Annotated in this window: 14 protein-coding genes; 9 read left to right on the top strand and 5 right to left on the bottom strand. The window is 42.5% G+C overall.

Annotated elements, in window-relative coordinates; genetic code table 11:
- Positions 1-95: 95 nt before the first annotated feature.
- Complete coding sequence (gene lepA, locus AB3N61_RS07625) at positions 96-1,901, top strand: translation elongation factor 4 (protein WP_367898951.1); 1,806 nt, start codon at positions 96-98, stop codon at positions 1,899-1,901.
- Between the two features lie 3 nt (positions 1,902-1,904).
- Positions 1,905-2,810 carry a 1-aminocyclopropane-1-carboxylate deaminase gene (locus tag AB3N61_RS07630; protein ID WP_367898952.1) on the top strand — a complete coding sequence of 302 codons (906 nt, stop codon included), beginning with the start codon at positions 1,905-1,907 and terminating at the stop codon, positions 2,808-2,810.
- A 107-nt stretch (positions 2,811-2,917) separates the two neighbouring features.
- Here the strand turns inward: AB3N61_RS07630 and AB3N61_RS07635 are convergent, their stop codons facing one another.
- Genes AB3N61_RS07635 through AB3N61_RS07645 form a run of 3 tightly spaced genes read right to left on the bottom strand, consistent with a single transcriptional unit; the run spans position 2,918 to position 6,268 of the window.
- The gene (locus tag AB3N61_RS07635; RefSeq protein ID WP_020768435.1) at positions 2,918-3,649 is read right to left on the bottom strand and encodes a succinate dehydrogenase/fumarate reductase iron-sulfur subunit; all 732 of its coding nucleotides are present in this window, start codon (positions 3,647-3,649) and stop codon (positions 2,918-2,920) included.
- Entirely contained in the window at positions 3,649-5,565 is a 1,917-nt protein-coding gene (locus tag AB3N61_RS07640) for a fumarate reductase/succinate dehydrogenase flavoprotein subunit (RefSeq protein WP_020768497.1), read from the bottom strand. The genes AB3N61_RS07635 and AB3N61_RS07640 overlap by 1 nt, the downstream gene beginning before the upstream one ends.
- 1 nt (position 5,566) lies before the next feature.
- Positions 5,567-6,268, bottom strand: a complete 702-nt coding sequence (locus AB3N61_RS07645; protein ID WP_020768007.1) for a succinate dehydrogenase cytochrome b subunit — start codon at positions 6,266-6,268, stop codon at positions 5,567-5,569.
- Positions 6,269-6,489: 221 nt separating this feature from the next.
- On the opposite strand from AB3N61_RS07645, the gene AB3N61_RS07650 reads away from it, so the two are divergent.
- The 4 genes from AB3N61_RS07650 (at position 6,490) to AB3N61_RS07665 (ending at position 9,710) form a co-directional block, all read left to right on the top strand.
- Entirely contained in the window at positions 6,490-7,968 is a 1,479-nt protein-coding gene (locus tag AB3N61_RS07650) for an aldo/keto reductase (RefSeq protein WP_367898953.1), read from the top strand.
- Complete coding sequence (locus AB3N61_RS07655; RefSeq protein WP_367898954.1) at positions 7,952-8,434, top strand: DUF309 domain-containing protein; 483 nt, start codon at positions 7,952-7,954, stop codon at positions 8,432-8,434. Before AB3N61_RS07650 ends, AB3N61_RS07655 begins: the two co-directional genes overlap by 17 nt.
- A gap of 4 nt (positions 8,435-8,438) precedes the next feature.
- On the top strand, positions 8,439-9,332 hold the full coding sequence (locus tag AB3N61_RS07660; RefSeq protein ID WP_367898955.1) for an alpha/beta fold hydrolase: 894 nt from the start codon (positions 8,439-8,441) through the stop codon (positions 9,330-9,332).
- A 168-nt stretch (positions 9,333-9,500) separates the two neighbouring features.
- Entirely contained in the window at positions 9,501-9,710 is a 210-nt protein-coding gene (locus AB3N61_RS07665) for a hypothetical protein (protein WP_020768242.1), read from the top strand.
- Positions 9,711-9,779: 69 nt separating this feature from the next.
- On the opposite strand, the gene AB3N61_RS07670 is transcribed toward AB3N61_RS07665, so the two are convergent.
- Entirely contained in the window at positions 9,780-10,085 is a 306-nt protein-coding gene (locus tag AB3N61_RS07670) for a hypothetical protein (RefSeq protein WP_020768298.1), read from the bottom strand.
- 443 nt (positions 10,086-10,528) lie between these two features.
- Here AB3N61_RS07670 and AB3N61_RS07675 point away from each other — a divergent pair, with 443 nt between their 5' ends.
- Both AB3N61_RS07675 and AB3N61_RS07680 read left to right on the top strand, forming a co-directional pair.
- The gene (locus AB3N61_RS07675) at positions 10,529-10,747 is read left to right on the top strand and encodes an antitoxin (RefSeq protein ID WP_367898956.1); all 219 of its coding nucleotides are present in this window, start codon (positions 10,529-10,531) and stop codon (positions 10,745-10,747) included.
- Complete coding sequence (locus tag AB3N61_RS07680; protein WP_367898957.1) at positions 10,744-11,142, top strand: putative toxin-antitoxin system toxin component, PIN family; 399 nt, start codon at positions 10,744-10,746, stop codon at positions 11,140-11,142. The genes AB3N61_RS07675 and AB3N61_RS07680 overlap by 4 nt, the downstream gene beginning before the upstream one ends.
- Before the next feature lie 9 nt (positions 11,143-11,151).
- On the opposite strand, the gene serA is transcribed toward AB3N61_RS07680, so the two are convergent.
- The gene (gene serA, locus AB3N61_RS07685) at positions 11,152-12,375 is read right to left on the bottom strand and encodes a phosphoglycerate dehydrogenase (protein ID WP_367898958.1); all 1,224 of its coding nucleotides are present in this window, start codon (positions 12,373-12,375) and stop codon (positions 11,152-11,154) included.
- A 113-nt stretch (positions 12,376-12,488) separates the two neighbouring features.
- Between serA and AB3N61_RS07690 the strand changes: the two genes are divergently transcribed.
- The gene (locus tag AB3N61_RS07690) at positions 12,489-13,034 is read left to right on the top strand and encodes a hypothetical protein (protein WP_020768333.1); all 546 of its coding nucleotides are present in this window, start codon (positions 12,489-12,491) and stop codon (positions 13,032-13,034) included.
- Positions 13,035-13,101: the final 67 nt, after the last annotated feature.

The following is a 13,101-nucleotide window of genomic DNA, read 5'->3' on the forward strand; positions in this document are numbered from 1 at the left end:
CAACACTGACCCCCGGCTTCACTGAAGCTGGGGGCAAATTTCCCCAAGTAAAAGACTTTTCACCGGGTCCCTCTCGCTGGACTTTGTTTATAGCAATGTCCGATCGCCAACAATACATCCGCAATTTTTCGATTATCGCCCATATTGACCACGGTAAGTCCACCTTAGCGGACAGACTCTTGGAAATAGGCCGGATCACTGATGATCGGACCAAAAAAGACCAGATCCTGGACTCCATGGATATAGAGAGGGAGAGAGGGATCACGATCAAGGCAAACAACGCCACCTTTAATTATACCGCTGCTGACGGACATACTTATACGATGAACCTGATCGATACTCCAGGCCACGTGGATTTTACTTACGAAGTTTCCAGATCCTTAAAAGCATGCGAGGGAGTTCTACTCATAGTGGATGCAAGCCAAGGAGTAGAAGCCCAAACCTTAGCAAACTTGTATCTTGCTATGGAGCAAGACCTGGCAATCATACCTGTCATGAATAAGGTGGATCTTCCTGCAGCTGATGTGGAGAAGACCAAACTTCAGATCGAAGACAGTTTAGGTTTGGATGCTGAGAATGCTGTCGCGATTTCCGCGAAAACGGGACTGAACGTGCAGGCGGTCTTGGAAGAGATCACAAAACAAATTCCTCCACCGAAAGGAGATCCTAAGGCTCCTCTCAAAGCGTTAATTTATGATTCATACTTCGATCCATATATGGGCGTTGTGATCAAAATCAGAGTATTCGACGGAAGTGTAAAAAAAGGGGACCGAATCCTTTTGATGAGTAGCCAAAAGGATTTTACAGTCAATGAAGTAGGGATCAAAGGAATTACTTTAACGCCTACAGATTCTCTCACTGCGGGAGAAGTAGGATATATCATCGCAGGTATCAAAAAAGTTTCCGATGCAAGAACGGGGGATACCGTTACCTTATACTCCAATCCGAGTGCGGAAGCGGTTCCAGGATACAAAGATGCAAAACCGATGGTGTTTGCAGGACTATTTCCGATCGCAGGAGAACAATTCGAAGAATTAGTAGATGCGATCGAAAAGATGAAACTGAATGATGCAGCGCTAGTGTATGAGAAAGAAAGTTCCGCGGCATTGGGATTCGGATTTCGAGTTGGGTATCTGGGACTTCTCCACATGGAAATCGTACAGGAAAGATTAGAAAGAGAATTCAATCTCGATCTGATCACTACTGCTCCTTCCGTAAAATATACCATCAAAATGAAGAATGGAGAGGTTTTCGATATTGATAACCCTTCTAAATTCCCGGATCCCGTTTTTATAGAATCTACGGAAGAACCTTATGTTAAGGCCTCAATCATTACTCCAAACGAATATGTGGGAAATATTATGACCTTAGCGATCGAAAAAAGAGGGGTACAATTGGATACTGTATATCTTTCGCAAGACAAGGTCCAGTTAACCTACGAGATCCCGCTCTCCGAACTTATTTTCGAATTTTATGATAAACTAAAGTCTTTGACCAGAGGTTACGCTTCTTTGGATTACGAGCCTTGCGGTTATAAGGCTTCCAAGTTGGTTAAAATGGATATCCTTGTGAACGGGGAATCTGTGGACGCTCTCTCTATGATCGTTCACAATTCCAAGGCGGAATCTCGCGGTAGAGAGATTATCGAAAAACTGAAAGAAATAATCCCGCGTCACCAATTTATGATCCCGATCCAAGCTGCAGTCGGAGGGAAGATCCTCGCCAGAGAAAGTATTTCCGCCCTTCGTAAGAACGTAACCGCTAAATGTTACGGTGGAGATATCACTCGTAAGAAGAAACTTTTAGAGAAGCAGAAGGAAGGGAAAAAACGAATGAAACAGATCGGAAATGTGGAAATCCCTCAAGAAGCGTTCCTGGCAGTCCTAAAAACAGGGGATTAATTTTTGAAAGACTCCGTTTTGCGTTTCAGCAGAACCGGAGAAGATTTCGTTCTCAAAATACATTCTTCGGAACTTTTCATCAAAAGAGAAGATCGGATCTTCTTTTCCCAAGGGACCAAGATCCGTAAACTACTTGGAATTTATAAAAGTTTAGAATCGAAATTCCGGTCAGGGGAGATCCGAAAGGTCATCTTACAAGGGAATTTGCATTCAAATGCGGTCCTTGCTGGGAGTTTGTTTTTTCGATTTGTCGAAGTGCCTACAAAAATCCTGGGATATTCCAGGGATCCAAAGCTCATTTCTCCTGCTTCTATCATTTCTAAACGGTTTTCGGAGCTGGAATTGTATCCGACACGGAAGGAATGGGAGAGAATTGTCGAAGATACTACAAATTCTCTTCCTTCCAGCCAAATCCTGATCCCGGAATATCTATTCACACCAGAGGCTCTGCAGGGACTTGCTTCTCTTTGGAATGAAATAGATCCGACAAGATACGATCGGATCGTATTAGACGTTGGTTCAGGGCTTACGTGGATTTCTGCTATTTTATGGGGAAAACTCCCGGTCACCGGGATTTGTCTAGGTATACAAAAGGAGAAGTTTCTTCCTTGGATGAGATCCAATTTGTCGTCACTTCTACTTTCGAATGTAAATCTTCCTTTGGAAACCTTGATCGATCCAAAAGAAAAAGGAAAAGCGGATTTCTCCTATGGCAAAAAAGGGAATATCTGGCTGGAAAGATCGAAAGAATACCAAAGAAGATTCGGAATTTATTTAGAGCCTATCTATGCTGCAAAGTCTATTCGCATTATTGAATCTATGATGGAGAATAGAGAATTGGAAGGAAGGATTTTGTATATTTATCAAGGAGGTATCTTACAAGGCGGAATAACTTCGATTTCTCCCTAAGGGATTCGGCGCATAGCATAACTTATATATCGAGTCTGAAGTTCCTTTCAAAAAGAAAAAGGCCATCTTTCGAAGGCCTTTTTCTCAATTGGTAGTAACCAGAAGTCTTAAGAAAGAATATATTCTTTATTCAAAACTCGGATAAAATCCCGTTTGATTTCTTTCGGACAAGCCGCCTCGCATTCATACTGATTCGTACAATTTCCGAAACCTTCTTTGTCCATAGCGTTTACCATGTTTTTTACACGTTCTTTTTTCTCGACTTGCCCCTGAGGCAGTAGTGCAAGGTGAGAAATTTTTGCCGAAACAAAAAGCATAGCGGAAGCATTTTTACAAGAAGCAACACAAGCACCACAACCGATACAAGTGGCTGCATCCATTGCAACGTCCGCATCCTTTTTTGGGATCGGCAATGCGTTTGCGTCGGGAGCTCCTCCCGTATTGACACTGACGAATCCCCCTGCTTGGATGATCCTGTCAAAACCGCTACGATCTACGACTAGGTCTTTTACGACCGGGAATGCTTTCGCTCTCCATGGTTCTAAATAGATCGTGTCTCCATCTTTAAAACTTCTCATGTGAAGTTGGCAGGTGGTCACACCAGGGAGAGGGCCGTGTGCCTCTCCGTTGATCATAATATTACAAGAACCGCAAATACCTTCTCTACAATCATGCTCGAACGCAATCGGGTCATCTCCCTTTACGATCAGATCCTCGTTAACTACGTCCAACATTTCTAAAAAAGACATATCGGGAGAGATCCCTTTTGCATCGTAATTTACGATTTTGCCTTTCTCTTTTGCGTTTTTTTGTCTCCAGACTTTTAGTTTGAGGTCCATTATTTGTAGCTCCTCGTTGCGAGTTTAATATTCTCGAATTCCAGTTTTTCTCTGTGCTCTGTAGGTTTTGCACCTACACCTTTCCATTCCCAAGCGGTGGCATGACAGAATTTTTCGTCGTCACGTTTTGCCTCCCCGTCGTCCATCTGGTGTTCCGTGCGGAAATGTCCTCCACAAGATTCTTCCCTTGTGAGAGCGTCCAAGCAGAGAAGTTCTCCGAATTCCAAGAAGTCGGCAACTCTACCGGCTTTTTCCAAAGATTGATTTAGCTCAAGCCCGGAACCTGGAACGTTTACGTTCTGCCAGAATTCTTCTCTGATCTGAGGGATTTTCACAAGAGCTTCTTTTAAACTCTTATCGTCCCTTGCCATTCCGCAATTATTCCACATGATCTTTCCGAGTTCTTTATGGAAAGAATCAACGGTCCTTTTCCCTTTGATAGAGAGAAGTTTGTTGATTTGAGAATTAGCGTCGGTCTCTGCTTTTTTGAATTCGGCATGATCCGTAGAAGGAGTTTTTCCGAACCCAACTTCTGCCAAATAATTTCCAATGGTGTAAGGAAGAACGAAATAACCGTCTGCCAGTCCTTGCATTAGTGCAGAAGCCCCGAGTCTGTTTGCTCCGTGATCTGAGAAGTTTGCCTCACCGATCACAAATAGTCCAGGAAGATTGCTCATCAGATTATAATCCACCCAGAGTCCACCCATTGTATAGTGAACTGCCGGATAAATTCTCATCGGAACTTTGTAAGGGTTTTCTCCGGTAATCTGTTCATACATCTGGAATAAGTTCCCGTATCTTTCCGCGATTGTATGCTCTCCTAGACGTTTGATCGCAGAGGAGAAGTCCAGATATACACCTTGTCCACCTGGCCCGACACCGAAGCCCGCGTCACAAACTTCTTTTGCAGACCGGGAAGCGATGTCACGAGGACAGAGGTTTCCGTAACTTGGATACTTTCTTTCTAAGTAATAATCTCTTTCGCTCTCAGGAATATCCGCAGGGTTACGAGTATCTCCTTGTTTTTTAGGGACCCAAATACGTCCGTCGTTTCGAAGAGACTCGGACATCAAAGTCAGTTTGGACTGATGATCTCCGGACACCGGGATACAAGTAGGGTGGATCTGAGTGTAACAAGGGTTCGCGAAAAAGGCTCCCTTCTTGTAAGCTCTAAATGTTGCAGTAACGTTAGAACCTTTCGCATTTGTGGAGAGATAGAATACGTTACCGTATCCACCGGAAGCAAGCACCACTGCATCTGCAGAATGAACACTCACTTGTCCAGTGACTAGATCTCGGATCACCACACCTTTTGCATGACCGTCGATTACAACTAAGTCCAACATCTCCGTTCTAGGATACATCTTCACATTTCCTAAACCGATCTGTCTGGAAAGTGCGGAATAAGCTCCCAATAGAAGCTGTTGTCCGGTTTGTCCTTTCGCATAGAAAGTACGGGAAACTTGCGCACCACCGAAGGATCTATTGTCCAAATGTCCGCCGTATTCTCTGGCGAACGGAACACCCTGAGCCACACATTGGTCGATGATATTTGCAGAAACTTGGGCTAAACGATATACGTTTGCTTCTCTTGCTCTGAAGTCCCCACCTTTGATGGTATCGTAAAACAAACGATACACTGAGTCACCGTCGTTTTGGTAATTCTTCGCTGCGTTGATACCACCTTGAGCTGCGATGGAGTGAGCCCTACGCGGGCTGTCTTGGAAGCAGAATGTCTTAACATTATATCCCAATTCAGCCAAAGTAGCGGAAGCGGAACCACCTGCGAGTCCGGTCCCGATCACGATAACGGTATATTTTCTTTTGTTAGCCGGGTTAACTAATTTGATATGGGATTTATAATCGTCCCATTTTTTTTCCAAGGGACCCGATGGGATTTTGGAATCTAAACTCATATTATTGCGCTCCTGGAACTTTCACGAAGTTGAGAAGAATAGCAACCGGCATGGAAGTATTGCCGATGAAGATGGTCAAAGCGTAGAGGATCGCAAATGCGTTCGTCTTTGGCGCCCAGAACGGAGTGTTCAAACCGAGAGTTTGGAAAACACTCGTAACTCCGTGACGAAGATGGAATGCAAGCAAAGTCATCGCTACGATATAGGAAATAGAAACATAGATGTTCTTAAATCCTAAGATCACCATGGAGTAAACATCATGTCTTTGTTTGTCACCAATGGTTTCTTGGAGAGCGAAGTTTTCCGGCTGGATCTTACCTAGGGTAAAATGAAGCAAATGGTATATTACGAAAGCTAATAATACGGAACCTGTCAAAGCCATATAACGGGAAGACACGGTTGCTTGGATCGTACTTTCTTTTACATAACCTACAGGCCTTGCCTTCTTATTTTCCAAAGACAGTTTGAGGGCGTAGTAAACGTGTAATACGAACGCTACCAAAAGAATTCCGCGGGCAAGCCATAGTAGTCCGCCTAAACTTTGTAAGAACTCAGCATAGGTGTTAATCTTATCCGGTTCTTGGAAGATCTGGAGGTTCCCCAGCATGTGTATAAATACAAAGCCGAAGAGAATGATTCCGGTAATCGCAACGATAGTTTTTCTACCGATGGACGACCTTAGATATCCAGCTTGAAAATCCATTCAAAATCTCCTGTGAGGATCATGGGAAGAAGTCATCGATTTGTTTGAGGAAGGGATCGAAAAAGCGAAAGATCGAATTTAGAATCCCTCTACAAAGTAGGATAAAAAATAAGGTCTAGACGAAAAGCACTTTTAAACCAAAAGACAAAAAATGGACATTCGCGGAGGAATTTTTAGACTTGGTCTCATTTAGTGCGGCGCGAAAATTCAAAAAAACGCAAATGATTTCGAAGGATCCATTTCAGTCTTTATATAGGGAGCCCATTTACGAGGGCCGAAAGGAAAAATTCTCCCCGGGAAAAAAGGGAGAAGGGACTGGTTATTTTCTCTTCCGAGAACTCAAACTTTCCCGAATTGCGTTCGGCGGATATCGGATTGGACTGGAAGATCCGGAGCATAAGGAAGCTCTTCAGCTTGCCCTACATTCCGGAGTCAATGTGATCGATATATCGGCCAACTACGGAGATGGAGAGGCAGAAAGTTTAGTCGGTAAGGTCCTGGATGAAAATTTCAAAAAAAGGCATCTGCACCGAAAGGAAATTTTTTTAGTCACCAAAGCCGGGTATATCCAAGGAAGGAATATGAAACTTGTGGAGTCCAGAGAAAAGGAGAAGGATCCTTTTCCGGAAATCACCTATTACCAACCCGGCTGCTATCATTGTATCTCTCCGGAATTTTTAGAAGACCAATTGGAAAGATCCAGAAAGCGTCTGGGAGTTTCCACCATCGATGCATTCCTATTACATAATCCGGAATATTTTCTAAGCCACTCCGAAAAGAACAAAGTTCTCAAGGAAGAAGCGCATGCGGAATACTATCGCAGGATCAAAGAGGCCTTTCGGTTTTTAGAGAAGGCCAGAAAAGAAGGAAAAATCCAATTTTATGGAATTTCCAGTAATACCTTTCCTGTGCCGGAATCGGAATATACGCATACGTCTTTGTCGAAGTGCCTACAAATTGCTGAGAAGGTTGCTGGGAAACAAAACGGATTCGCAGTGGTCCAGTTCCCTGGGAATTGGTACGAAGACGGATTCCTTCGAAATCGGTCGGAAGGTCGGACTCTACTCGAAATCTGTAGGTACTTCGACCTTCTACCTCTCATCAACCGACCTCTCAACTCCTTCCGAGCAGGAAAAGGGATGGTCCGACTTTCTTATACTCCCCAGAACCAAACTCCGGACCTGTCGAAGTTACTACAAATCCTAGAACTCGAATCCTCTCTTTTGGAATCACTTTCTCCAAATCCGAACCGGAATTCACTTTCCAAGCTCTGGCAAACCTATGGGGAGAAGGTTCGCTCCGAAGAACAATTCCAAGTCCTTCTCCAAAAATCCTGGATCCCTAGCTTGCGAGTAGTCATTGACGAAATATATTCAGAAAAAGGAAAAGAATCCGCGGAAGAATATTTAAGAGTCTTAAACACCGCACTTCCATTATTAGAAGAACATATACAGATCCGCTCTTCTGAAAACCTTTCCGGACTATACGAAAGTTTGGTTTCAAAATATCATCCAAACGGAGATGCTCCGGAAAGTTTGTCTTCACTCATGGTATTCCATTTGGCTTCCCTTTTGGAAAAAGGAACCGTGTTACTCGGAATGCGAAAAAGAAAATACGTACGGGATATTCTTCCCATCTTCAAAAAACAACTACCGGAGATCCCAGGATCCGAATGGGGAGAAAATGGAATTCGATTCTGAAATACTTTCCATATTAGAAAAAGTGAAACAAGGAGACCCAGATTCCAGTTTCGACTACGCATGGGCAGAAGGAAGAAAGCTCTATTTAAAAGGACGATATTTCGAATTACACGAGGTATTCGAATTCCAATGGAAGAAGGAGACCGGAAGCAGAAAATACCTTTTACACGGATGGATCCAACTTGCAATTTCCTTGAATAAGGTTTTCAAAAAACCAAATATACGCGGATCTAAAATGCAGGCCGAGAAATCCAAAGAGAAATTCATAAAACTTTCCGAAACGGGAGAACTTTCCCTAAACGGAGAAATACAAATTGCCGGTATAATCTCCTACTTGGAAACACTTTTGAATTTATTTGAAAGTGAAGAAAGTTGGGACCTCGAACAAATTAAGAAACTTTCTCTTCCGGAAATGCAGGAAAACGTAAAGGAATTGTTTTCAAGTTCCGTTTTCCCGGCATCATGACCTAATGGAAGTTTCGGATCTTCAGAACAAAAAACAAGAAAGCGGATTTTTCGAATCCGGCGGATATAAACTTCATTATACAAAAAGAGACAATGGAAAGGGGAGAGCCTTACTTCTTCTTCATGGATTTATGGATTCTTCTCAAACCTTTTTGTTTCAGGAAGAATATTTATCCAAACATTTCGACTTATACCGTTTCGACTATAGAGGGCATGGGGATTCAGAATGGTTACGAGAAGGTTTTTATCATTTTATGCTTCCTTTGGTGGATACAAAAACGTTCATCCAAAAATTTCTTCCTGAAAAATTCCATATACTCGGCCATTCCATGGGAGGAGGCCTTGGATCAAGGATTGCCGGTCTATACCCGGAAAGAGTCGAAAGTCTTGTGTGTCTGGAGGGATTTAGTTCCCTCCAAGATCCGGAAAAAGAAAGAAGAAGATTCCTCGGCTGGCTGGAAAATTGGGAATTAAGCCTCGCTGGAAAAGATAGGAAACGCCAAAAAAATTTCAGATCGGTGGAAGATGCGGCAGCCCGACTCGCACCCATCTATCCGAGACTTCCTAAAGAAAGACTTTTAAAGATTACGGAAACTTTAACGAGACCCGCAGAAGAGGGAGGTTATATGTGGAAGAGCGATCCTTCTTACAAAAACGGTCCTCCTGTTTTTTTAAGCCCCCAATTTACTCGACATCTCTGGGAAACCATATCATGTAATGTTCTGGTAGTTTATGGACAAAAGACACATCTTGCCTTGGACGATAGTAAGGAAGTATTCTCGCATATTAGAAATTTAAAATATATTGAAATAGAAGATGCGGGCCACAATATGCATCATGATCGTCCCGAACTTCTCGAGACGATGCTCGAGGAATTCTACGTAACAAATTTGAAGTAAACAGGCCTTGCGTATGAATCTGTGTCGGATAACGTATTATCCACTCACGTATGTTTAGTACGAAAAATCGCGTGACATAAAAAAATTTCCTGGGTATTTTCAAAAAAAACTTGTACTTTTATCATACCGGAATAGTTTTCCTCCAACGTTTTGTAGTTAGGGGCGAACATGGTAAGCAGCAAATTTAAAGAGCAGATGGAAAGATACGTAAATTACAGAGGGATAGACATTATTCTACATTTAAAAGACGGTTCTATCATCGAATTGGATAAAAACAGAAGACTTGTAGGCGAAGAGATCGTCTATTTTCCACAAAAAACAAATCCAAGTAAAATTTCTCTTACCATGATCCAAAAAGCGGATCTATTCGTCGCCTAACCAAAGTGACGAATCCCTTCAAGATGATCAAAACGACACCGGGGATACCCGGTGTTTGTTTATAAGACCTTAAGCTAAGGTCTGGATCAGTTCCTCGATCTCCTTGATCTTATCAAAATCCTTTTCCGTGTAATTCAAGAACACATCGTATTCCGCATCGGAAACACGGTCGCATTTGATCACTTTCATCGGGATATCGATGGAACCGGAGATACTAATCGTTCCAACTTTTAGAGCCAGGTTGGTCCCAGGCTCTAAAGGGACTTCCGTTCTATGCACGATTCCTACTAGCACGTTTTCAGCAATTCTCAGCTTAGAACTTTCCAAGACCTGAAAGCCTACATTAAGTGTGGAGGGGATTCTATTATATCTCATGGCGGTTTTCCTCCCTGTTTCTGAAAGAATATAGATTCAGTCGCTTACGTTCCGATTAAGATCCTTTTACGATCTGAAAAAATCGGTCAGAGCGGCGATTTTACTATTTAAAGCAAATTCTATACCAGTAATCCTATATTTGGCCCCGGACAAAAAGAAAATCGTGCATTGCACTAAAATATTACGTCACTTTCTAATATAGCGAACGCGCTGCAAGATATAGCAGAAGGGGAGTGGGATCTTTTGAGGATTCCGGCTTCGGATCCTTCTGTTTTGTCGAAGCTACTACATGGCAGATCTTAGAGCCGTATCCTGAATATTCTTCTATCTTGCTAATTTATTAAGCGAATTGGAAATTTATTGCTCCGGAATGACTTTTCCTATCTTCCTTTTGTTCTTTTCTTGCCTTTCGTCTGTGTTACAATGTAATACAGGTGTCTGAGATGAGAAAAGTGGTCTCGGTTAGTTTAGATGAGGAATTGGAATCTATGTTACTTAAAAGCGCACGTAGACAAAAAGTTTCCAAAAGTGAAGTGGTCCAAAAGGCACTGAAACAATATTTCTTTTTAACCGAAGCAAAACGGTTTCGTAAAAACCTAAAAAATTACGCTGAAAAAGCGGGATATCTCAGCGAGGAAGATATCTATAAAGATATCTCTTGAAAATCGTTCTAGATACGAACGTACTTCTTTCCAGTTATTTGTTCCAAGGTTATACGGCAGAGGTGTTCGACCATGTTTGGTTGAACCATGAGATTATATTATCCGAATGGATCTTGAAAGAATTCAGAGAAGTATGTTCCCGCAAATTTAAGATCAAAGAAAGTGAAATTTTAGAAGTTTTGGATCATCTAAGGGGAGGGGCGAGTGTCTACCAACCGAATGGTCCTTCTCCAAAGATTTGTATAGATCCGGACGATGATAATATTCTTCGTATTGACGTATTTGCAAAAGCGGATTGGATCTTAAGCGGAGATTCCGATCTTCTGAAATTAAAACAGTTTCAGAAAATCGAAATCATTTCTCCTAGAGAATATAAACTGAAGTTTTTAGTCTGATCAAAAGCTTTAGTAAAGAATTCTGGTCTTGAGAGAACCTGGATGTTTTTCTATTCTTTCTTTCAGCTCGTCTCCAACACTCATATTGATTACCATGGAGAGGTAGCCGATTTCCGCACTGGTTCCTAAATGTTGGGAACTGATATTTGCTCCGATCTCCGAAACCATACTGTTGATATCCTTCAAGAATCCAGGTTGATTTTTGTGAACATTTAGAATTCTATACATTCCCTGAGGGATCGGATTCAATTCCAGATTCGGGAAATTGACCGCAAAAGTAGTGGAACCATTGTTTACAAACTTCAAAAGTTTAGAAGCAACTTCCGTTCCAATATTCCTCTGAGCCTCTTCCGTAGAACCTCCGATATGAGGGGTCAATATTACATTTTGCAGATTTTGTAAAGGAGTGATGAATGGGTCGCTATTGGATTCGGGCTCTTGTGGAAAAACATCCACTCCGGCGCCAGCGATATGGCCTGACTGGATCGCCTCAGCCAAAGCTTCCAGATCCACAACCTTTCCTCTGGAAAGATTGATGATATAGGCTCCTTTTTTTGTTGCCTTGATTTCCTTCGCTGCATATAAATTCATCGTTTCGGGAAGTTCAGGAACATGGAAGGTAACAAAATCGGAAACGGAAAGGAGTTCTTCATAAGAATTTAGAGGGGTAGCATTTCCCAAAGGAAGAACAGTTTGAGTATCGTAATAGACCACTTTTAGACCCATTGCTTCTGCGAGCACGGAGACTTGGCTGCCGATATGACCGTAACCTACGATCCCCAGGGTCTTTCCACGGACCTCGAAACAGTTCTTAGAAATTTTATTCCAGATACCTGCGTGAGTATTTCGAATATGGTCGGGAACCCTTCTCGCTAACATTACGATTTCTGCAATTACAAGCTCCGCAACGGATCGGGTATTAGAATAAGGTGCGTTGAAAACTGGAATTCCTTTCTTCTCCGCTTCCGCCAAATCCACTTGGTTTGTCCCGATACAGAAACAACCCACGGTCAGAAGTCGTTTCGCTTTAGCTAAAACTGGCGCGGTTAGATTGGTTTTACTTCGGATCCCCAGAACATGAATGTTCTCGATTTCTTTCGAAAGTTCGTCTTCGCCCAGGGCCTGGGGGAGAAGGCGGACATTAAAACCGTCTTTTTGAAAGAGTTGGAATGCGTCTTGGTGAACATTCTCTAAAAGGAGGACGTTTATCTTTTCTTTCGGGTAGGAAATCATAGTTCTATTGCCATAGAACGTATCCTTGGCTTCTCTGAAAACGGATTTTTTACTTCACCTTTGGGGGATCGTGAGAAGAATGGAATGGAAACCCACCCGGAGACCAATTTTTAATGATCCGTAGCAATTTCTCTTTTTTACAAGTTTCTTCCATCATCGTATTTTTTGCCGTTGTTCTGAATTCCTGCTCCGCTCGGGTCCAAGTCCTTCCGGAACCGGTGGTCGAGCAGACTCTTTTCAGAAGTGGTCCCGTCTGCCCGGGAGCAATTTTTTGCAGCGTGGGAAAACCCGGTTCTTTGAATTTTAAAGGGATCTTGGTGAATAAGACGGGAGAGAAGCCGATCTTCTTGGAATATTATATGAGCTCTTTTGAGGAAAGTTTTCCGATCGGGATCTCTGTGAAGTTGGACCAAACATGGCATAATCTCAGAAAAACTTCTACCGATTACGGGGATACGGTTCGTGTAGTGTCCATTCTTCCTACTGATGTGGCCGACAAATTGCTCTCTGCAAAAGAAATTCAATTCAGCTTCTCTTCTCGGGAGAATACAAGCACATATACTTTAAGTTCTTCCAATACGGAAAGTTTGAAATCCTTATTGAAGGACCTAAAGGAAAAGTTGGATACACAGGCGAAATTAACGATCACAAATCATTAAGATCTATCACCCGAAATTCGCTTGGGTGAATAATCCTCCAAGCAGGAATAGGGATCGTTCAGCCTGA

It is taken from the genome of Leptospira sp. WS58.C1, assembly GCF_040833995.1.
Classification (GTDB): Bacteria; Spirochaetota; Leptospiria; order Leptospirales; family Leptospiraceae; genus Leptospira_B; species Leptospira_B cinconiae.

Bases quoted from the DNA above. Each gene is read 5' to 3' on its own strand.
- AB3N61_RS07655 (WP_367898954.1), top strand. From the start codon at position 7,952: ATGGAATTCGATTCTGAAATACTTTCCATATTAGAAAAAGTGAAACAA.
- AB3N61_RS07670 (WP_020768298.1), bottom strand. From the start codon at position 10,085: ATGAGATATAATAGAATCCCCTCCACACTTAATGTAGGCTTTCAGGTC.
- AB3N61_RS07650 (WP_367898953.1), top strand. From the start codon at position 6,490: ATGATTTCGAAGGATCCATTTCAGTCTTTATATAGGGAGCCCATTTAC.
- AB3N61_RS07675 (WP_367898956.1), top strand. From the start codon at position 10,529: ATGAGAAAAGTGGTCTCGGTTAGTTTAGATGAGGAATTGGAATCTATG.
- AB3N61_RS07660 (WP_367898955.1), top strand. From the start codon at position 8,439: ATGGAAGTTTCGGATCTTCAGAACAAAAAACAAGAAAGCGGATTTTTC.
- AB3N61_RS07665 (WP_020768242.1), top strand. From the start codon at position 9,501: ATGGTAAGCAGCAAATTTAAAGAGCAGATGGAAAGATACGTAAATTAC.
- AB3N61_RS07635 (WP_020768435.1), bottom strand. From the start codon at position 3,649: ATGGACCTCAAACTAAAAGTCTGGAGACAAAAAAACGCAAAAGAGAAA.
- AB3N61_RS07690 (WP_020768333.1), top strand. From the start codon at position 12,489: ATGATCCGTAGCAATTTCTCTTTTTTACAAGTTTCTTCCATCATCGTA.
- AB3N61_RS07640 (WP_020768497.1), bottom strand. From the start codon at position 5,565: ATGAGTTTAGATTCCAAAATCCCATCGGGTCCCTTGGAAAAAAAATGG.
- lepA (WP_367898951.1), top strand. From the start codon at position 96: ATGTCCGATCGCCAACAATACATCCGCAATTTTTCGATTATCGCCCAT.
- serA (WP_367898958.1), bottom strand. From the start codon at position 12,375: ATGATTTCCTACCCGAAAGAAAAGATAAACGTCCTCCTTTTAGAGAAT.
- AB3N61_RS07645 (WP_020768007.1), bottom strand. From the start codon at position 6,268: ATGGATTTTCAAGCTGGATATCTAAGGTCGTCCATCGGTAGAAAAACT.